Origin of the sequence: Magnetospirillum sp. 15-1 (genome assembly GCF_900184795.1) — a bacterium.
In the GTDB taxonomy this organism is placed as follows: domain Bacteria; phylum Pseudomonadota; class Alphaproteobacteria; order Rhodospirillales; family Magnetospirillaceae; genus Phaeospirillum.
The window spans coordinates 26251-47398 of sequence record NZ_FXXN01000021.1 but is presented as its reverse complement, the minus strand read 5'-3'; the positions used below and the strand labels follow the sequence as shown (position 1 = coordinate 47398).

At 59.0% G+C, this 21148-nt stretch carries 15 protein-coding genes and 1 pseudogene; 6 read left to right on the top strand and 10 right to left on the bottom strand.

The window, feature by feature from the left end:
* Positions 1–62 precede the first annotated feature (62 nt).
* Positions 63–2771, top strand: coding sequence for an FtsW/RodA/SpoVE family cell cycle protein (locus CP958_RS07140; protein ID WP_141400450.1), 2709 nt, complete (start codon positions 63–65; stop codon positions 2769–2771).
* A gap of 476 nt (positions 2772–3247) precedes the next feature.
* On the opposite strand, the gene CP958_RS07135 is transcribed toward CP958_RS07140, so the two are convergent.
* The 3 genes and pseudogenes from CP958_RS07135 to CP958_RS26890 all read right to left on the bottom strand — a co-directional run.
* Complete coding sequence (locus CP958_RS07135; RefSeq protein ID WP_170958878.1) at positions 3248–4561, bottom strand: AAA family ATPase; 1314 nt, start codon at positions 4559–4561, stop codon at positions 3248–3250.
* A 705-nt stretch (positions 4562–5266) separates the two neighbouring features.
* Positions 5267–5551 carry a helix-turn-helix domain-containing protein gene (locus CP958_RS07130; protein WP_141400449.1) on the bottom strand — a complete coding sequence of 95 codons (285 nt, stop codon included), beginning with the start codon at positions 5549–5551 and terminating at the stop codon, positions 5267–5269.
* A gap of 83 nt (positions 5552–5634) precedes the next feature.
* Positions 5635–6134: pseudogene (locus tag CP958_RS26890) on the bottom strand (transposase); the annotation flags it as partial.
* A gap of 169 nt (positions 6135–6303) precedes the next feature.
* On the opposite strand from CP958_RS26890, the gene CP958_RS25830 reads away from it, so the two are divergent.
* A complete protein-coding gene (locus CP958_RS25830) occupies positions 6304–7101 on the top strand; it encodes a hypothetical protein (protein WP_170958876.1) in 798 nt (265 codons plus the stop codon).
* A gap of 1152 nt (positions 7102–8253) precedes the next feature.
* Here the strand turns inward: CP958_RS25830 and CP958_RS07115 are convergent.
* Together CP958_RS07115 and CP958_RS07110 are read right to left on the bottom strand one after the other, a co-directional pair.
* Complete coding sequence (locus CP958_RS07115; RefSeq protein WP_096701286.1) at positions 8254–9072, bottom strand: alpha/beta hydrolase; 819 nt, start codon at positions 9070–9072, stop codon at positions 8254–8256.
* A gap of 64 nt (positions 9073–9136) precedes the next feature.
* Positions 9137–11857 carry an autotransporter domain-containing protein gene (locus tag CP958_RS07110; RefSeq protein ID WP_141400447.1) on the bottom strand — a complete coding sequence of 907 codons (2721 nt, stop codon included), beginning with the start codon at positions 11855–11857 and terminating at the stop codon, positions 9137–9139.
* 454 nt (positions 11858–12311) lie between these two features.
* On the opposite strand from CP958_RS07110, the gene CP958_RS07105 reads away from it, so the two are divergent.
* Positions 12312–12593, top strand: coding sequence for a helix-turn-helix transcriptional regulator (locus tag CP958_RS07105; RefSeq protein WP_096701284.1), 282 nt, complete (start codon positions 12312–12314; stop codon positions 12591–12593).
* A 50-nt stretch (positions 12594–12643) separates the two neighbouring features.
* Here CP958_RS07105 and CP958_RS07100 read toward each other — a convergent pair whose 3' ends face one another.
* From CP958_RS07100 to CP958_RS07085, 4 genes are all read right to left on the bottom strand, one after another.
* Complete coding sequence (locus CP958_RS07100) at positions 12644–13198, bottom strand: inovirus-type Gp2 protein (protein WP_170958875.1); 555 nt, start codon at positions 13196–13198, stop codon at positions 12644–12646.
* 304 nt (positions 13199–13502) lie between these two features.
* On the bottom strand, positions 13503–14990 hold the full coding sequence (locus CP958_RS07095) for a VWA domain-containing protein (RefSeq protein WP_096701282.1): 1488 nt from the start codon (positions 14988–14990) through the stop codon (positions 13503–13505).
* Positions 14991–15005: 15 nt separating this feature from the next.
* Entirely contained in the window at positions 15006–16001 is a 996-nt protein-coding gene (locus CP958_RS07090) for a DUF3150 domain-containing protein (protein WP_096701281.1), read from the bottom strand.
* Between the two features lie 200 nt (positions 16002–16201).
* Positions 16202–17176: an AAA family ATPase gene (locus tag CP958_RS07085; RefSeq protein WP_096701449.1), complete on the bottom strand. Its 975-nt coding sequence runs from the start codon at positions 17174–17176 to the stop codon at positions 16202–16204.
* Between CP958_RS07085 and CP958_RS07080 the strand changes: the two genes are divergently transcribed.
* On the top strand, positions 17175–17642 hold the full coding sequence (locus tag CP958_RS07080; protein ID WP_141400446.1) for a hypothetical protein: 468 nt from the start codon (positions 17175–17177) through the stop codon (positions 17640–17642). The two genes, CP958_RS07085 and CP958_RS07080, sit on opposite strands and share 2 nt — an antisense overlap.
* Positions 17572–18210: a DUF6036 family nucleotidyltransferase gene (locus CP958_RS07075; protein WP_347337835.1), complete on the top strand. Its 639-nt coding sequence runs from the start codon at positions 17572–17574 to the stop codon at positions 18208–18210. The genes CP958_RS07080 and CP958_RS07075 overlap by 71 nt, the downstream gene beginning before the upstream one ends.
* A 62-nt stretch (positions 18211–18272) precedes the next feature.
* Here the strand turns inward: CP958_RS07075 and CP958_RS07070 are convergent, their stop codons facing one another.
* A complete protein-coding gene (locus CP958_RS07070) occupies positions 18273–19130 on the bottom strand; it encodes a GTPase (protein WP_096701278.1) in 858 nt (285 codons plus the stop codon).
* 678 nt (positions 19131–19808) lie between these two features.
* Between CP958_RS07070 and CP958_RS07060 the strand changes: the two genes are divergently transcribed.
* Positions 19809–21131 (top strand): DUF3696 domain-containing protein, encoded by a 1323-nt coding sequence (locus CP958_RS07060; protein WP_242442790.1) that lies wholly within the window; start codon positions 19809–19811, stop codon positions 21129–21131.
* Positions 21132–21148 lie beyond the last annotated feature (17 nt).

Sequence of the window (21148 nt, the reverse complement as noted above, 5' to 3'; positions counted from 1 at the left end):
GAAGCCGTAAACCCTGCATTATCTCAAAGGAAACGCCACCTCTCCGGGCAAGGAGAGACAGAGTGCAAGGGGTTGCCATGTCGATTTTGAGGCACCAACGTTCGTCGGTGGAACTCGTCTGGCTGGCGACCATAGCCGCCCTGCTAGGCTTCGGCGCCTGGATGCATACGCAAATGATCGGCGGGGGTGAGCGGTCGCCGCCGACGCAAAAGGCAGGCGGCAGCACCATTGCCTGCCAAGCCGATCCCATTGACCTGGGCTGGTGGGAACTGGGCCAGCGTCCGACCAAACGGGCCGCCGCCGCCGGTCATCTGAGGATCATTTGTGATGGCGGTAGCTGGCGGATCGCCGACGTCGCTCGTGACAAGAAGATTGACGTCCGCACCTCACGCTGGAAAACGTTGTTTCCCGACCGCTGGAAACTGATGGCCGGCGACGAGATCGATATCGGCAACGCCCGTATCCATATTGAGACCGTTACAGCTGATGCCTTGACCTGGAGCGAACCTGCCAGTGGGCGTGTCGGCGGCTGGACCAATGGCACCCTGGATCAGACACCGGGCCTGCCGACGGAGGATAAATGCGCCCGTGAATTGCGCGGCAATGCGACCAAGCAATGGCTGCATGACTTCATTTTCGGCGCCAAGCGTGCGGAAACCCGCCTGTTCTCCTTTGGCGGCAGTTTCGCCTGTCCCGAGAACTGGCCGCTGACCGGCGAACGGACCCTGGAAGCCGCCTTGGTCACCCGCCTTGGCGAAGCCTTCTATCTGGCGCCGGGGCGTGAACTGCCCGGTCGCCCCGCCGCCGCCATCACATTCCGTCGTGCCGATGGGGCAGTGCAGACCTTTTCCGACATTTTCCTGCCGTTGGACGATTCGGAAACCGGCAAGGTCGAGCGCATTGTTCTGGGCCGCACTCATTACGAAGTGTCCTGGACCAAGGATGCCCTGACCCTGAAGCCGTCCTTCAATCAGGAGCTCTGGTACAAGGAGGAGGTAAGGGCACCGGTCTCACCTATACCGGATGAGATCAAGGACGGACGAATCCTGCCTCTTCCACCTGCGGGTGCCCTGGTTTCGCGAGCCCCTGCGGAGCCTGCCTTGTGGAGTGCCGGGGGGCGGGATGGATCGATCCTGGGCGCCTTGCTGTTGCCCGGACTTGCCTGTCTCACCGCCGCCTGTTTTCTGGTCTGCGGCCTTTCGTGGTGGCGCCATCGACGGCGTGCCACGCCGTGGCTGGACGGCAGATTGATCTTGAGTGCCGCAGGCCTGGCGCCGCCCATGCTGATTCTTTGGTGCCGACTATTCGGTACACAATTGGGCCTGGCTGAAATGGGCTATCTGTGGATAGTCGGCTGGGGGTTGGCGACCCTTGCCCTATGGTCACAGGGGAAGCTTGGCGGTCGCGGGGGGCAGGTTTGGACTCTGACGACCGGATTGGCCCTGGCCGGCATGATCACCTTGAGCCAACTCGGAGCCGGTGCCCTTAACCTTCGATGGCACGGTTTCGGCATTGGTGCCGCGCAACTCATGATCATATTCGCAGGATTGGTCTCTCTCCTCGGCATGCTGTCCCCTCAGCACATGGCCAGAGTTGCGGAGCGGGTAGCCGCACCTAATAAAAAGTGGCGTGATTGCATTGAGTGGAGCAATGGCCGCATTCGGCATATTCACGGCGGCGATTTACTGTGGGTGATCGCTCGGTTGGGGGTGGTGGTTTTGGTCGTAGGACTTTTGTTCTGGGAAGTGATGGCGGGAGGTGAACAAGGTGTCGGCGGGATTCAGCCGGCGGAACTGGCCAAAGTTGTTCTTGTCGTTTTCATGGGCCAAGTCGCGCTTTTAATCCGCGAAGCACGTTTGGATTGGGATACGGGCTTCAGAAACCACCCTCTGCGCAGCAGCCTGCGCTTTGGCTGGTTCGCTCTGTTAGCTTTGGGGTTGATTGCTGCAGTCCTCACCAGTGTCGGCGATTATTCCCCTGGCGTTATTCTCTTCGTATTCGTTTTGACATGGGCATGGCGTGTCCGAGATTTGATGTCGATTCCGGCAAGGGATATCCCGCTGCCACCTGCCGATTTTCTGGGACGACTGCAAGCCGCAGGGGCGGCAACGCTTCGTGGGCAGGGGGGGATACGGCTTGGGGTCATACTATTTACCTTTCTGGCTGTCGCGACCCTGGCATTCTTCTACAGCAACCCCGAATCTGTGGCGACAATCCCTCATCTGCCGGAAACCAAGCTGACCCGCGTCCAAGTCTGGGCCGACATTGCGGCTTATCGGGAAGAGGGATATCAGGTTATCAACTCTTTGGATCGAATCCGCGACGGTGAGTTGTTTGGGGCCAGCGCTTGGTTTGGTATCAACGGCGGCACTATCATGGACCTGCCAGAGGTACAGAACGACTTCATCGGCGCCTTTGTGCTGAACCGGTTCGGCGGCGTTGCGGGCTTGACGCTGGTTGCACTCCAGACATTTTATATCTGGCTTCTCTTCCGCCTTGCCGATGATGTTCAAGCCGTCGGACATCGCAGACGCGGCGACGCAGATCTCGCCTGGACCGCCCTGTCATTTGTCATGCACGGCTGTGCCGTCCTGGTGATGACCCACTGGATCATCGCCTGGGGCAACGTTCTTGGCCTGCTTCCCGTGATGGGGCAGCCCATGACATGGATCGCCGCCGGCAACAGTCATCTGGGCGGCGTAGGGATGACCACGGCGATCTTCTCGTTGGTGTGCGCATGGATCGTTCAGGAAGACGAGGATTCCCGATAGCTCTATCTATCTGAAAGATATGGAAAGAGGGTTGTTCGCGAGCTCCCTTTCCTACGCCAATATTTTCAAGCGCTTAGCTTGGCCCTTAAGCGCATTTCCCACAGATTTCCCACAAAGTCGCCCGCGAACGAAGGCGGATTTCGGCGGCTGTCACCGTCCTTCGGAGTGGGAATAATCGGTGGTGGCCCATTGGCGACGATTTCCAAGGCTGCCGGAATTCGCCAGCCGACCGTATGAGGACGCGGAACAAGCTGTCGCATCCCTTCTCAAGGTGGTGAAGGATGATCTGCGCAAGGATGATGCCTGTGTCCACGGAGGCGGGGCCAAGCACGCCCCCCCCCCAAAATAGCGTTGGGCCGAAAATGACGAAAATCCGAACGCGATCCGGATTCCGATTGAAAACAAGGATTTATAACAGAACGGGCCATTCGGGATGGTACTCTCCATCCCGAATGGCCCGCTATGCCCCCGAATGCCTATGCAGTGGGGATTTCCTCTGCCTTCCGGTGCGCGATTAGCCGCTCCAGTTCTGCCTCAAAGGCGGCTTTTTCAGTGCCAATGAGTTTTTCTGCCGCCTTGTGGTAATCATGAGCCGTGCTGGGAGAAATGCTATAATTGTCTTTGATCTCCTCGAAGGTGAGGCCCGCATGGTTCCTGGCAAATACAACTTGAGCGATCCGCCGTACTCGCTCTGATGCGACGGGTGGAGGGGGAGCTTGGTCATCCAGGACACGGAGAACGAAGCTATCCTTGGTAAAAGTCTTTTTTAGCTGAAAGGGCTTAGCATCGTCGCCATAGAGTCGTCGGGCAACCGGGAACTCCACCTGAATACGACCGTCTTCCTTGGCCTCGTCATCGGGGTAGCGAATGGCAATACTCAGATTTGCCAGCCGTTCCTTGGTGATGCTGCCCTGAAGGTCGCCATCGCGGTTTGTGTGGTCGATAGCCAACACCGCGATACGGTCATTCATCAGGTCCATGAACAAAGGACGGAGCGAGGTGATCACATTCACCCGGTTGTCGGTAAGGGACTGGATGTTGTCGAAGATCACAAGCTTCTTACCCTTCGCGGCCTTTTTGATGTGGTCCTGCCAGATAGGCTCAGCGATATCAATCACACCCTCAGGTTGACTGCGAGCGCAGATAATGTCGAAGGGAGCATGGCCTGGGGCGCGTCCCGCCCCAGCCATGACCATGCGAATTGATTGTGCAAGCTCATCTGGCAGATTTTCCCCGTCCACGAGGAGCACATCGCATGGTTCCGACGACTTCCACCGCGCGAGCGTGGAATTCCCCGTCGCGACGGCATCGGCGATGGACCAAGCCATCCACGACTTGCCCGACTTGGGCTCGCCGTACAGCCAGATCAGGTAACCTTCGCGGATGATCGGATCGAGTAGCATCCGGCGCAGGTCATTGCCGCCGAGCAGGGCTTGACCTGCTGAGGCGACGACAACGGAGGAGCCGCCCACCGCCGTGTCATTGGTGGGAGTTAGCAGAAGATCAATTCCAAGCTCTGCCGCTGTCTTTTCCAGAGTCTCGAACGACACGGGCGTGTCGTTGTAGTCTGAAATGAAGGATGCTGTGGCAACCCTTGCATTGAGCAGGGCATGATGGATTCTTCCGCTCCATGGGAGCGTTTCCACCCCCAGGACGACCACCACATTTCGGTCACGCAACGCCGCAAGATCGGCCAGGGCCAGATTTGCAAGACCATCGGGAACTGTGCTGTATATTCGCTCTCTGTCTGTCCCTGCCCAGGCCTGCGCCTCGGTCTCGACGAGGACCACAGGATCGCGAGGATAGCGGTGCAAAAAATGTAAATTGAACAATGGGTATGGGGCTTGCGGGAAAATCTCGGCCCACTGATTTGCATGCCCGCGACGATGGCGTTGCAGCGTCCGATATATGCGAACAAGATGCCCACCGGGTCTTGGGTATAAAAATGACTCCAGAAAAGGATGTCCGGAATTACTAAGGTATGAATATACGTCACAGCTTGATGGGTAGCACGGAGGTATTTGCGGCAATTGTTTGGAGTTGAGGGGATTTCGATCCTCAACCCATTGCATGGTGTATTTAGAATATTTCATTGGTTGTCGCCAGTCCTGCCTCTCCGGCTATAGCTTGAATTCCCTTAACATACGACGTGTCATGTACCTGGGCATAAAGTTCTACGAGGTTCTCGCCGTAGACCTCCGTCCTCAAGCAAGCCCACCCTCCTCGGTCTAGCGTCCGACCAATCTCCTTTACGTATTCTCGATTCAAGGCAACGATATAGAAGCCATCCCGGAATAGGCGGCCTTCCCTCTTGCCCCCGTCCAGGATTTTTTCCGCAACACGAGATACCTCGGTCAGGCAATAGCGATGCACGTTTGACCATAGATTCCGCTCGAAGATGGAGTTCGGTGGTTGGTAACACAGGGCAGGGCGCATGCGGGAGAGACGTATATATTCGTCCAGGATGCCTTCATGGAGACGGAAATGGCGGCCCATTACAGATTTCCCTGCTGGAGTTGCCAGAGGAACGCCGCGACATCCTGAGCCAAGAATATAGTGCGGCGGCCGCATTTTGTTTTTTGCAGCTTGCCGTCACGAATCAGCTCGAAAATTTTGGTCCGTTTTAGCGGGATCAGCGATAGAAGTTCATCGAAGTCGTAGATGGGTTTGGTCAGGCCATAGGTTTGGGGAGATGGCGCTTCTGGCGTCCTCGTCCAAGGTTGCGGCATCAAAGGCAATTGATCGTGATCAACGAAACGATTATTTGGGCAAAGTTCCATTACTTTTCTCCGTTTCTGTCTGTGGGTGGGAAACCCGAAATGGAGAATACAGGGGCACGGACACTGATGAAAAAGCGCATATCAGCATGAACTTTGCGCAGTTGCTGCCCGCCATGCACCGCGTCGAAGATGTCGTCGAGGTCCAGTGTGATCCGTTTGGGCACCTGGCGGAACGAGTCGCAGTAAATATCGACCATGGCCCGGCCCAGGCGCAGCGACGTCCGAACGCCGGGCAGATTTTCCAGCCGCGAGATGGTCGATTGTGAGCACGGTGCCCGGCCCTATTCCGGCAATTGGTCGAGCGTCATCTTGAGGCCGGTGGCGTCTTTGCCGTCCTCGTATCCGGCGGCGATCATCAGTAGGCGGAAGCGGATGATCTCGGGAGCAGATGCACCACCCGATCCGGGGCGCGCGGATCGTCCAGGCAAGTGGCCAGCCGATCCGCAACACCAAGCCGCGACTCGATCTCGCGCAGGGCCAGCACCCCGGCATCCGAGGACACTTCGCCGCCGTCGAACCGGGCCACGACGGCCCAGCCTTCAATGGGTGACAGCCACGGCAGCGGCAGAGTAGGCTCAATCATGGCGGGCGTGACCTCCGGAAATGGCGGGGATCGGCCTATACAACAAAATCCCATGCCAAATCAGCAGGTTAATCTACATCCGCCAACCCCGATGAATTTTCCGGGCTAGTGTTTTTGGTAGGGTTTGGGTAAATTTTCAGAATTACTCGCATAATGCTGAGGGTGGGTTATGCGCAGAGAAAAAATGGAAGAATTTTACAGAATAGTTGACGCTTCTTACGAGGAATTCGCGGCCATAATTGATCGCGCACTAGATGATGATCTTTCAAGTAACATTTTTAATATATCTAGCTACTTTGCAGATTGCAACGGCGACAAGGTGAAAAATGCAAGGACGGTGTTTGGATTAATGCTTTGCGCCAGAGTATTGGCGGACTTTATTGATCTCCAAATACCAGAATTAATTAAGAATTTTTCCGAAGGAACGGTATACGGAGACGGTACATGGAGGCATCTTCCACCAGAGATAAAGCGCAACATTCTTGAGCAATATCTTCGCACGATTGGTGATTGGAGAGATTACTTTGTGAATGATGGAGCCGGAAGTAAGTTCTCGGGCTTTTTTGAACTTGCAGAAGCGCTTCAGGCGCTTCGCCACGGAGAAACTCAGCTGCTGCTTGAAGCAAAAACCACAGGGAATCAAGGAGAATCTTATTCGCTCTGGAACTTAAGAAAAGATGCGGTAAGATACGTGATCTACAAAAATGAACGGCACCCTAAAAAAAGGGGAAAAGAAAAAGCCAGAGCTGATGTGGCCGAATTATTCGGAGTCAGCTCAAGAACTGTCCGCTCATGGGAGGAAAGACTCCCTAATTTTCTTGGTGAAAAGAATTATAAAATTTTCATAGAAAGCGTGAAGGATTTTACTTTAAATACAAGTTTTTTTGATAGACGCTTCACAAAAGAAGAGCTAGAAAAAGTATCAATCAAATACAAAATCCACCAACGCAACGGCTATCGTGGGTGAGAAAGTAAAATGATTGATGATTTTTAGACTCTAATCTCGTAGAAAGCATATTCCGACAAACTGATGCCCTGTGCTGTCCTGAATCTCCAAGTCGGAACCACCGCTGCGGCAGAGCGTCTGGTAAGGGCATCAACAAGTTGGCCCGAAGCCTTGGGGCAAGCCATCCCCTGACAGCAGTAGCCCAGATGCAACATGCCGTTTGCGCTGCGGGGAAGGATTGCCCCGGTCAATGCCGACACGAAGGCACCTCCCTGACGATGGCGGGCCAGATCTCGGTTCAACCGGATGAATGGGGCGCGCCGGGGATGTTGCGGATAGCAATGCAGCGCTGGTTTCCGGCATCGGCATCTCGCTACCGGGTACGTTGCTCGGACACCGGCACGCGGGGCAGCTTGACGATGCTGCATTCGATAGGAGCAATCAACTGTAAGTTGCTGAATGTTCAGGGATTTGAGGGCATTATTGGCCTTGCGGGTTCCCTCCAGCATCGGCTTGCTCCTGGGCGGGACTTGCGGTGTAGGGTCGCCATCTCACAGCGATGCGCATATCGGGGAGGTCATGTGACCTCCCCGATATGGCCTTATTATCGCATTGATTTCGGGTCTGCCAGGATGCTGGATGGGATCTCATTTTCCAGATTGCCGACAGGTAGGCCGACGCACTAGATGCTGATTGGTTTCTTCCCGCGCCGTTCCACGTCGATGCCGGCATCTTCGCCACGCTGTCCAACGTAATCGTGGACGATATCGCGTGTGTCTCCTTTGGTGAAGGCGATATACGCCGCCACCGCCGGAGAATGAAGTCGTGCCCCTGACCATACCTTCCCGAGATGCGGGATTTTCCGGCAGCACGATATCGGGAGTGCTGCCCGACTTTCCGGAGCGATACTGGACGGCCCCGGATGCATCAGTTTAACAAATCGAAACCATCTTCTTGCCGGTGCTGCACGAGAAGATGACCTTCTCCGTGCCAGAGCACAGCTTTTCCTTCACGACGCCTTGAGGCTTGGTCTCGACACTTCCAGCCAAGGCAAGGGGGGATTATCGCTGCCATGACAGCCGCGACAATAAGTGTCTTACGAATGGTGTACGGGCTCATTTTCGGACCCGTTCTGATCATCCCCCCTCCTGATCTGTGGCATCATCATCGCTCTCAGGCAGGAAATCTGCATTTTGGCATTCTCTTCGCCGCATCCCGCCAAAACTCCACCCACCCGTCATCGTGACTGGTACCGCCGACGTGGATCATCGCCGCGCAGCGGGTGTCGCCCATGGCGTGCAGATAGCTGGCGCTGACCAAGGGCGGCACCACCTTGTCACGATCCCCGACGTAGTGAAACTGCGGCAGCCCCACCAACTGTTGCGCCACATCCCTGGGATTGAGCGATCCCACCATGGGGCTGACATCGTGATAAAGGCTCAAGGCGTCATGATCCAGGTTGCCCGCCACGGTGCGTAGGCTCAGCACGTCGGCTCGACGGGCCGCGATCATTGTCGCCACCGCGCCACCACCCGAATACCCCACCAGATGGATGCGCTGCCCAGGCCGGATCAATGCGTCGATGGCGGCGGACATTGATCGAATAACGTCCTCGGCAAATCGCCGATCCGTCCAATATGTCACGTCACAAGCTGCGACTCGCACGTACTGGCACGGTCGGGCCAGATAAATGACGTTGGGTCCATGGTCTTCCGCCGCCAGCCGCAGCCCGACAGGATTGCGTGGCGTCGGGTCCAGGGATGGCTGAGAGCGGGAAATCCACGCCAGCCCATCGCCCTCGATGTAGATGACGACGGGGTTGCTCGGGTCGGAATTGCGGACATATGCCGCCAAGGTGAACGGCGGCGCGGTGACCGAGATCGCCCGCAGATCGGCACGCTGAGCAATCTCGTTCGCCGTCTGAAGGCGAGCTTCAGGACTGGCGCATCCCGTCATCACCAGTGCCAGCACCATGGCAAAGACCAACCGCATTCTTCCCCCCCAAACAAAAAGGGTCGCCCGAAGGCGACCCCATGCTGCACGAACCAATGCCGGATCAGAAGTCCAGACGCACCTGAAGCGTACCGTTGTGCCCCACATAGCCGTCCTTGAGTTCGGCATCGTAATTGGCGGACACGCTGACCTGATCGGCGGTGGCGATGGTCAGGCCGGTGCCCAGCACGGCGCTGTCCTGTGCGGGCTTCACCCCGGTGTTGGTGAAGGCCGAGCCGCCGGCCGAGAACCGGGCGGTCTGGCTGGGGGCGTTGTCGCGGAATTCGTGGAACCACGTCGCCCGCAATTCGGGAACCAGACGGGAGGTCCCGTTGCTGAACGACTTTGCGGCCTTCACCCCCAGGCCGCCGCGCAGCGAAATGGCGGTCTGCTCCTCCACCGACAGATTGGCCCCCGGCGCCCCGGTTTCCTCGTAGGCCTCCTGCCGCAGAAGGCTGTAGGCCAATGAGGCATTGGGGGTGATCAGCGTGTTGGCGATCAGCAGCGGATAGCCGCCTGCCATCTGGGCAGTGTACTGGTTGCCGTAATAGCTGCCCTTGGCCTCGGTTCCCAGGAAGTTGATGGCGCGGGTGCTGTCGTAGTGGTGACGGCCATAGACCAGGGTGGCGTCCACATACCAGGGCGCGCCGGTGTAGTTGGCGTAGAGCGTGCCCTGATAGCTGTCGATGTCGGAGCCGCTACCCGAGGAACCGCCCTTGGCGTCCACCTTGGTGCGGGCATAGGAGAACGCCGCGCCGAGACGCAGCGGACCGGCGACCTGGACATCGCCGCCGACAGCCAGGCCGCCGGTGGTGGCGTCGAAGCCGTCCTGTCCCTTGCGGCTATCCTGGCTGCCGGTGAAGCCGAGCCCTTGCATCCACAGTCCCAGGCCGCGCAGGCTTTCACCGCTGGCGATACCCGTCACGCCGCCCGCCTGGGCGGTACGCACATTGGCGGCGCGGGTGGTGACGGTGTTGACGTTGGCGGTGGTGGCCGCCGTCGATCCCGAGGTGGTGGCGGCGGCGACGCTGGTGTTGGGCGCCAATTGCTTGACCGCCTTGTCCACTTCGGCCTGCGAGGACAGGTTGGAAATGATGTTCACAATCCGCTGCACGCCCGCATTGCTGGAAGAGGCGATGGAGGTCAGGGCGCTCGCTGCCCCTTGCGCTCCGGAACTGCTGACCAGCGAGGTCAGTTCCTTCTTGCTGGCGACCAGATAGACGTCGCTAATGTCCTGGCCCAGGCTGGCATCGTCGCCGCGCAGCACCGACCACGACACCAGGGCGCTGTTGGTCGCCGTCACGGTGCCCACGCTCGCCGTTCCGGTGCCGTCCACCAGGATGTAGCGGGCGCCGTTGGAAATGGTCAGCGCGTTGACCGTCGGCGTCACGGTGGTGCCATTGCCCAGCGTTGCCACGCCGGCCGCCGTGATATGGGTGATGTTGCTGGTATTGCCCGCACCCGAGGTGTTGCCGTCGCCGCCGATGGCGAGCTTGATCACGCTGCCGGAAGTGGTGGTGAACGCTCCGGTCGAACTGTTGGAACCGGCGGCCAGGGTAGTGGTGCCGCCGCCGTTGATGAGGTTCAGCGTACCGCCGTTCAGAACCAGATCGCCGTGCAGGGTGTCGCCCGACGAGCAGCCGTTGGCGCTGCACAGGCCCAGGGTTGCGCTGCTGTTCACCGTGGTGGTGCCGACATAATAGCTGCTGTTGTCCAGATCGACCGAGCCGCCGTTGAGGATGACGGCTTTCAGGCTTTTGCCATTCTGCCCCATGTCGGCATAGATGTTGGTGCTGCCGTCGAAGGCCACGGTGCCCTGCCCATTGGTGTTGGCGGTGACGGCGCCGTAGATGGTCTTGCCGCTACCCATGGTCAGGGTGTGGTCGCCGCCGAACGTCACCGGAATATTGATGGCGGTCGTGCCGATGGTGCCGTTGACGGTGGAGTTTCCGCCGACCGCCACCGCTGTACTGCCGCTCTGGCCGGTGACGTTGCCGGCGATGGTGCCGCCGTTGACATTGAGGGTATCGCCGCTGCCCAGCTTGACGTTGCCGCTGATGGTGCCGGTATTGGTGACGGTGATGTGGTTGGTGGCCGAGGTGTTGCCGGTCAGGTCGATGGCGCCGCCGCCGCTGCCGGCGGTGATGGTGCCGGCATTGGTGATGGTGCTGGCCCCACCGACATTGCCGACCACCATGATGGCGGTGCCACCAGCCCCCAAGGCTTCAATGGTGCTGCCCGCATTGTTCGTAACCTGAAAAGTCGGGGCAAAGGCCGGTTCGTCAGAGTGGCCGATCTGAATGGCGTTCCTACTTAGCCCCGTGATCCTGCTCGCCGTGGTGCCGTTGCCGTTCGTGACGGTGATGGCACCGTTTGTGGCAAGGGCAACGCCGTAACCACCCTGCAGCACCCCGTTCACGTTGTTGATGGTAACATCACCCGTGGCGTGGGAGAGGACGGCGGCAGAATCGCCGTTTGCCACCAGGATCTGCCCGGTCGATGTGGCCGATCCCTGATTAAGAACAAGGCCGCCAGCGGTTGCGGAACCACCATCAATCCCGATTCGGATGCCGGTGCTGGATGTGCCAAGCGCCTGGATGGTGGCGTTGCCTATGGTGCCATTGTTGATGGTCGTCACGCTCGATCCAGCGAGGTTGATGACCGCATTGGAGCTGTGGCCGTTCGCGATGATGCCCTGATTGTTGATCGTGCCGATATTGGTGCCGCCGGGGGCCGAATAAACAGCGACCCCCAGGGGGGCATCACTGCCTGCATCACGGTTCACGATACCCGCCCCGTGATTTACGGTCAGGGTACCGCCGTTTCCAACGATTTGGTTGACCGCCGTGGCGGGCGAGGTTGCCGAGTCGGCAACCGATTGATTGATTTCGCCCGTGCCGCCCGTCACATCGACGGTGCAGTCTTGGCCTGCCGCCATTGCTCCTGGGGTACAGATCGCATAAGCGGGAGCCGTAGCCAGCAGCGCAAGCGCCGACGATCCACCAAGCAGAATTTTTCTGAACATTTGCCCCATCTTCCTCTGTTTCTATGCGTGTGGGCGACCACCACCCACCCGAAAGCTACCGCCCCATCCCCCCCAGATTTCGGCGGGCCTTAGAGGTCTTTGGGCCTGCAACGCTCGCAATCGGCGGTTTTAATGCCGGGATGCTATCAGCAAACTCGCATAACAGAAAATATATTTTCTCGTCAGGCGACGTTGATGCTCCTCAGATTTCGATGTGAACGCTCAGCAACATTTCGGAACGGCGCTGCGACGCCTGCGCACCGACCGCGACCTGACCCAAGAGGAGGTCGCGTTTCGGGCCGGTATCTCAGTCCCCTATCTGCGGGGATTGGAGGCGGGGCGGTATAACCCCACGCTCAACGTGATTTTCGATCTTGGCAGGGCGCTGGATATTCATCCGTCAGCGCTATTGGAAGGCATCCCGAAGGACGCCCCCACCCGAGACCCTGACCGCAAACGGCCAGGACCGCCTGAGGGAACGGTGCGGAAATCCTAATGGTCAGGCGCAAATGTCTGTCCCAAGGATTGGCCCTTTGCGCACCATCGCTACCTGAGTTGTGAATACCCATACTCCCGCACCCGGTACGGGGCATTACCCTTGGTGTGAGTCTTCGCCAGATAGGATGCGCGGGACAACACATAGGCGCGAGAGTTGTCAAACTCCTGACTTTGTTCGTCAAATTCTTGGCCGGAAGCCTTGTCCCTCGGTCGGAGGAGCATGATGCCGTTGTAAGCCGCAATCCCGTTGTGGTCATGGTTGCAATGGTCAATCAGTCCCCTTGCACTGACACCAATGATGTTCCCCCAGAGCCGCTCGGCTGCGCTGAAAATCCTGTATGGGCTCGTCACTTCGTGTCCATCCACGAATACCATGAGGTGATAGTGTGGATTTTCCGATGTCTTCTGCTCCCGTGTCCATATGTACTGAACTTCAATGCCGTGGAAGCCTAAGCCTTCCCTTAGTCTCTTGGTCATATCCCCGATTTCTCTATTCAATCCGTCATGGGGGTAGTCAGCAGGAAACCTAACGTCTATCCGAACACAAAGAACTCTGGAAAATCGCTCAGTCATCCTATCGCAGGTATTTTCGATGACATCCATGATGTCTCGCCTTATTCTCCGATCAATCACTGGCTTAACTCCCTTGCTAGTTTTCATAGTATGAGGGAGGTTATCACCAGTAACTCTGAGCTCGTTTCTTGATGTTATTGATGGCTATTACAAATAACCCCTCACAGTCACAAGCGTCATGGGCGGCAAAAGTCGGCTGGAATCAGCAATCCAGCGCGATTTTTGGGCTATAAATGCGCGTTTTATCGCGTTTTGCGGATGTGCGGATGTCCGCGACTTAACTCTTCGACTCCCCCCAAAAAAAGACGGCCTGGGCTCTCCCCAAGCCGCCCCCTTACACGAGCGTTTGCTCCAACATGGAAAAGACCGCCCTCGGCAATTCGCCGATGGTCGCGATCACCCGGCTGCGACCGGGCAGCAGGGTGGTGATGTGAGAAGACTCGATGCCGAGGCCATAGACCTCGACGCCCTGGGCCGCTGCTGCTTTGATGGCGGCCCGAACATTGGCGGCGCCATCGGGGCTGCCATCGGTGATGATCAGCACCATGCGGCGTTGTTCCGGCAGGATGGACAGTCGTTGCAGCACCCACCACAGGGCTTCGCCCATGGGAGTCATGCCCCTGGCTCCCACATCCTGGTATTGGCCCGGACGCTCCCCGTGTCGAAGCAGAGGAACCACCGTGCCGGGTTCGCCGCCGGGAAAGGCGGTGATCCCCACCGACACGCCAATCAGGGCCATGGCCTGGGCCACAGCGCGGCAGCACTGGTTGGCGAGGCCGATGCGTTCCCGCATGGAGCCGGAAGTGTCCAGCAGCACATGCAGAGCGGTGTTGATGGCGGGGCGAGCCTGATGGATGGCGAATATCCGTGGATTTCCCACGGCCACACCATGGAGGCGGCGTGTGTCGATTTTCCCGGCTCTGGCGGGCTTGTGCCTGACCATCCGGGATGATTGCACCAATCCATGCAGGCGTGCCCGCAGGCCCGCAATGGCATGGTCGATGGCGGCACGATCCTTGGCGTCGGTGGGCAGACGAGGTTTGTTTCCCACAATGGCGACGGTGAGGCGATTGATCTCCGTCGCGTTCCGCCCCAGGGATTTCCTCAGCACTTGCCCGAAATCATCGGGGAGATCGTTTTCCCCGGCGGAAATCAGGCTTTGAATATCGCTACTGATCGCCAAATCCGGGGATGGATTTTTTCCAGGAGACGGAGCTGAATCCTTCAGGCAGTGGATGACCTGGCGGGCATAGTCCAGGCAGGCCAGGCTATCGGGACAGTGACCGGGCATCCGCTCCAGGATCGGTTCCACATCCGGACGCAAGCCCGGCCACTGGCGGTCGATCAGGGCAGCGGCCTCCCGGCACCGGGTTGCCAATTCCGGCACGCTCCAGGAGCGAACCATCAGCAGAAGCCAATCCAGAACCACGGCCACCCCCGAAGGGAGCGTTGACACCCCCTCCAGGAACAGGTGGCGGATCAGCCAGGTAAAATTTTGTCGGCAGCCGGGATAATATGCCGCCAGCTTGGCTTCGACCCGCCAATCCTCGAAGATGTTCCAGATGTGCCGCTCCAGCGGGGTGGTGTCGGCCTGGGAAATGGCCCGGAACTCGGTGAAGCGGACATGCGCCGCCTCGTGGTCGATATAGCCGCGCACCAAACCCAGGAAGGTGGCATCGGCTTCGGCGGGAAGGCCGGGAAGGCGGATGACCTTGCCCGTCGTGTAGGCGTCGGTGCCGCCGATCTCGACGGCAACGCCATAAGCCCGCCCCAGGGCATCGGCCAGCAGGGGCAGGCTTTGCAGGATGGCTGAATTGTGCATGGGAGTTTGAAGTCCTTACCATAGGCCGAGGGAGTCCAGCGTGGAGGCGGGTTCCATCGGCAGATCAGGGGGAAGGTCGTCGTCGTTGAAATCGGGAAAGCGATCGGCGTCCATGTCCGGGGCCTGATCCGCAGCCGGCGGGGCCACCAGTCCGAGCAAGGCATTGTTGGGATTCTGGCCTTCGATGATCCGTTGACCGTGTTCGACCATGGCGGCGGGATCGCGGAGCAGGCAGACCAGCCCCTGAAGCCCCACCAAGGCGGTGCCGGTGATCGGCCCCTTATGGGGCACAGCCGCCAAGGCCGCGTCGATCACATCCACCAGGGGCGTCACCCGAGGCTCGACGAAGGACAGCCCGGCCAACTTGTGCCGCAGGTTTTTGATGGGAGACAGAGCCTTGGCCGTGACCTCGGCTTTCCCGGCGAAGCTCTTGTGCCACGCCTCATCGGCCACCTTGGCGACTTCCCCGAACAGCGAACCGCCGAGGGCATTGACCGCCTCGGTCAGAGTCTGCCCGGCCTGGCCTTTGGGTGGCACGACCTTGAACATCTGCCATGCGAAGCCCAGCCGTGCCCGCACGGTGTCGATACCCACCAGCGAGTGGGCGATCAGCGATTCCCAGCCGGGATTGTTGCCGACCCATTCCTGGATGGCCTGATCGTAGCGGGCGAGGAAGGAGTCCTTGGCGGCGGCGAAATCGGTTGCGATGACTTTCAGTCCCTCGCTCACCGGCTTGACGGCGTTTTCGGGAATCGCCCAACCGCCGAGGAACCGCATGCCGTGGCGGTCCAACAGCGCAATGGCGCGGGCCTTGAGGGTGGAGAACACCCGCAAATCCTCGGGATTGCAGACCTTCTTGCTCCCCAGCGAGGCCAGTTTTTCCGGGGGCAAATCCAGGGTGCCGAAATCGGCGGGGGTCAGTTTCTTCCTGGCGGACCAGATATTGACATCCAGCCGCAGGGCGATGAGCTGCTTCAAAACGGTGATGTCGGTGGAGATGGCATTGGTCATGGCATTTTTCCTTTAGCAGGGTGCGGAAAAACTCCGCTTCGCGGTCGGGCGACTGCCCGAACCCGTTCGGAGGCGCAGCCTCCGAGCCTCCAGTTTGTTTAAAATCAATAATTTAAAAGCTGGAGGGTTGGGGAGGCTGCGCCTCCCGATTGGGGGATCGGGGGCAAAAGCCCCCGAATTTTGAGTTTTTCCGCAGCTTGTTACGAAGCGGAGGGAAACAGCCGCTGCCCCAGCTCGTGGAGCAAAGCGCGGGTGGGCGGAGAGGCGCGAAACCCCAGCGCCCGGTCGAGGGCATAGGTCACGGGCTGGATGCCCGCGCGGGCCAAGGGCTGGAACCGCTGGGTCAGATCGGCCCAGCGGATCAAGGTGCGGGTGGAAAAGGTGACTTCGATGCTTTGGTGCCGGCCGTCGCTGTCGCCGATGAACAGGCGGCGAACCTCGTTGGCGAATTCGACCATGGTGGAACGCAGATCGGCAGGCAGAGCCGGAGCCCGGCGTTCGAGAATCTGGAGTTCCGCCGTGGAGTCTGGGTAGGCCACCTCGCACAGCCAGAACCGATCCATGAAGGCGAGGTTCTGGCGAAGCGTGCCCTGGTAAAGCCCGGTCCCATCGGACCCGCCATTGGTGTTGGCGGTGGCGACGAAGCGGAACATCGGATGGGGCGGAATCACCTCGCCGCCGTTTTCCGGGATGCAGAGCGGCGCACCATCCAACACCCCGTTGAGCCCGGCTGCGGTGGCCGGGTCCAACAGGTCGATCTCGTTGAGCAGAAACAGCCCGCCGTGCTTCATCGCCAGGGCCAGCGGCCCGTGCTCGAAGCGCATGGAGCCGTTGTCCACGGTCAGGTGCCCGGCCAGGTCCGGGAACTCCAGCCGTCCGTGGCCGGTGACATCGAACACCGGGTAATTCAGCCGCGCCGCCACTTGGCGGACCAAGCTGGTCTTGCCGCTGCCGGTGGGACCGAAGAGGTAGAGGGGATCGCTCCCGCTCATGAACCACACCACCAAATCCCGCATGATCGCGGGGAACAGGTAGTCGGGATCAACGGCGGGAGTGTGCCGGCAGGGAGAAGCGTAGCCCTTGATTTTGCGGCCCGAAGGCTGGCCGCTGAACAAGGCTCCGGCATCGAAATCGGCAGCCGAAAGGCTGCCGATCTCCGCGAGGGGATCGGTCATGGAATACTCCATTGAGAAGATGTGGAAATGGGGCAAACCATTGCCCCTCTTGGCATTACCGTCCGGCCTGCCTAAAATGACCCCGACCAATGCACCCGAGGGATTCATGGGATCGGCATTGAACGCCAAAGGCGTCGGCACAGCCAACGCCGAAACGGTTAATGATCGTGCCAAGCTGCTGATGCACCGCTTGATCGCGCGTCGCATCCGCTCGCGCCCAGACCTCATCGAATCTGCGAAGATACGGATTGCCCAGAAACGGCAGGCCGGGCCGTTGTTCGATTACATTCCGGAGTGGGAAAGCTTGCTGTCCCAGGACGCCGAAACCCTGTGCCGCTCCATTACCAGCCGGGGAGAAGCGATGGTGCGCTTGCGCCTTAGCTCTCCTCTGGTCGATGTCGTGGACTTCCGCGATCCTCAACTGCGTCGGCGTATCTGGCGCAAGGCCAAGCAGGGTTTGCGCTGACATGTCGGGGCAGAGGACGGCTGATGATCTTTACCGGGCGGTCCGGGCGCTATCGTACCATTTCAAAACGGATACCGTGATCGTGGTCGGCAGCCAGGCGGTTCTTGTCGGCTGGCCCGAGGCCCCGGCGCTTCTTCGGATGTCCGAGGAAATCGACGCCTATCCGAACAATTACCGTGACTGGGAGCGTGACCATCCCGGCGAAGAAGCGTCCGAGGAGATCAACGCCCTCTTCGGGTGGGGATCGCAGTTTCACGACACCCATGGCTTTTATATCGACGGCGTGAACGACGGGACGGCCAAGCTGCCGGAAGGGTGGATTTACCGCGCCGTGCGTGTCCAGGTCCGGGATGGGGACCATACCGTTTTCGCCGTGGCTCCCTGTCCCGAGGACCTGACCGTCTCCAAGCTGTTCCGTATGGCGGAAAAGGACGAGGCGTATATCCGGGCTTGGCATGAAATCCGCCCCTTGGATGTCGAGACGGTTCTTTACCGCTTCCTCTCCATGTCCCCCGACCCGGCGATTGAAGCGCGGGCTGTCCGGTTTCTAAAAACCATTCCAACCTGACCGCTACAGCGTGATGCCGTTGCTGCGGGCCAGTACGGATATGATGGTCTGGGCCATTGTCGTCACCACCAGCCGCTGAAGATGCTGCCGATCTTACCGGCAACCCAATCGACCGCTTTGGCAAGCGCCGTTCCGGCGACCTCGACGATCACGTCGAGAATCCCCTTTTCCGCATCCCTCTTTGCTTTTTTCGAACGGTATTCCTTCTGTACCTCGCGCAACACGCCGACCCGCTTTTCGGCAGGCAGGGCGTGAACGATGCCGTCCACCAGTTCCACCAGACCGTATTTCTCTGCGGCGGAAGCGGCCAGAACCTGACCGGGAGGCAGGCCGAAGAACCCCGCCACCACGCGGCATTTTTCCTCGATATTGGCCGCTTGGCGGGAGCCGGGTTGATGCGCCTTTTCGTCCCATTCCCGGAACGGTTCGATCTTGTCCACTTGGCTGAGGACCACGAAGAAGGGCTTGCCCACATCCAGATACGGCCTGACCAGCCGTTTGAAGAAATCCTGGTCCACGGCCAGGGCGCGATCATCGGCCTTGACGATCCACAGCACCAGATCGAGCTTGGGCAGCCATTGCCGATAGAGCGCGTCATATTCGGCGTCACGATCTTCGCTCTCACCCACGCCGGGAACGTCGAGCAGGGTCATGCCCCTGCCCACAAGGTTGAGCCTGACCTGTTGGGGCGTGCGGGTGCAGGCGGCAATGTCGCTGATCGGGCATATGTCCCTGCCGAACAGGGCATTGCACAGGCTGGACTTGCCCGCCCCGGTCTTGCCGAAGACCCCGACCATCGGTTCGTACTGGATGATGTCGTTGAGCCGCGACGATATTTGGGTCCGGTATTCCGCAGGGATGTCGATGCCCTGGCGAGCCAGGGCATCGAGGAAGGATTCCACATTGTTCACGTCGATCATGGTCGTTCCTGTCTTATGTGAGGGGGGAGTTCGCCCATTTCGGGCGAGGACAGAATCCCTCCTGTCATCATCGTTCCCTCCAAAAGTGAGACGCCCTGCATCCGTCAGGAAGGCAGGGCGTCGGTTGCTATCGGAGAGGTAATATGTGTCTGAAATTATTTGGAATATTTTGGAAATAACTACCGAACACATCCTAACGCCGACGGGCGCCAGTTGGAGATTTGATGTCGGCTTTGCGCCCATGTTGGACGTTCGGAGAATCCGCGCCTAGTCGCAAAAGCGGACGCCGATTTAATTTGCTGAACGAGCTTCTCCTTCCCCACTTCAGGATTATTCCGGGCGATCTTGGCCTGGGAATCGAGCCCCCCGTCCTTGTCCCACGTGGGGACGACGACAAAATCGCGATCATTTTCAGTCACATCTTGGCCAAGCCGGTCGAAATAAGCATCGCTGGCGATGTCTCGATTCTCGAACTCTTGAAGATCGATACCGAGGGGCCGTATAGCTGGAACTGTAAATTCACCACAAGCAAACCGATTCTTTGGTTTCCACACTCACCGTTCTTTGGAAGAGTGTCCGTCGGGTAATTGCCCAGCGCATTTGACGCAAGGAACCGCCATGCTCACTTCCCTTCGCATTCGAAACTTCAAGTCATGGAGGGACACTGGCGAGATACGGTTGGCGCCACTGACCGTGATCTTTGGCGCCAACAGCGCTGGCAAGAGCAGCCTGGGCCATTTGCTGTTGGCGTTGAAACAGACAGCGTTGTCGGCCGACCGGAAGCGTGCCCTCAATCTTGGCGACGCGACCACCCTAATCGACCTTGGGACCTTCGCCGACTGCCTTTACGCCCACGATCTTTCCCAGACGCTTGAGTGCGATTTGAGGTGGTCTCTGCCCACAGGACTGGGGTTTCGCGATCCCCTCACCAGGAAACGCTATTTTGGTACTAAGCTGGGCTTACAAGTTTCTGTGGCAGCCGAGAAGTCGGGCCAACCGGTAATGCGATCCCTCCGCTATGACCTGATAGAGGATGATGACATTGTTCTGGATGTTACCAACGCCCGGAAGGCGGACGGTAAATTCAAGCTGGAGTCGGATTCTTATAAGTTCGTGAGAGCCACGGGCCGAATTTGGCCGTTGGCCGAGCCGGAGAAATTCTATCGTATTCCCGAAGTTACCATGGCCCGCTACCAGAACGCCGGCTTCTTGGCTGATTTCGCACTGGCAACCGAGACGATGCTGAACAGCATCAGCTATCTCGGTCCATTGCGCAAGCATCCACAACGGCTTTACCAATGGTCAGGTGATCGCCCCGAGGACGTTGGCCAGTTGGGCGAATACGCGGTCGCCGCGATCCTTTCCGCCCAAAACGAGGGGCGAAGTTTTAACTGGGGACGGGGAAAACCGAGAGAGCCCTTCGCCGAATGTATTGCCAAGTGGCTGAAGGAGCTGGGTGTAATACACAGTTTCGTGTTGAAACCCGTGGCGGAAGGGCGCAAGGAATACGAGGTCCTAATCAAGACTCATACCAAAGCACCGGAAGTTAAGATTACCGATGTCGGGTTCGGGGTCTCGCAGGTGCTTCCCGCACTGGTCCAAGCGTTCTATTGCCCCGCCCATTCGACCGTCTGGATGGAGCAGCCGGAGATCCACCTCCATCCCCAGGTCCAGGCGGAACTGGCCGATGTGTTTATTGCAGCGATCAAGGCGCGCGAAGGCGGCCAGGACCGTAATATCCAACTCATCATTGAAAGCCATTCCGAGCATTTCCTGAACCGTCTCCAACGGCGGGTCGCCGAGGGCATGCTCACACCCGACGATGTGGCCGTCTATTTCTGTAAGCGGGCGGGGAGCGCGACCGAAATGGAACCGCTCAGTCTTAACCTCCTGGGCGACATCGAAAATTGGCCGGAGAATTTCTTCGGCGACGAAATGGCCGATCTCACCGCACGGACAGTGGCAGCAGCCAATCAGCTAAAGAAGGCGTCGCGTAAGTGAGTGCGGCGGCTCGGGTG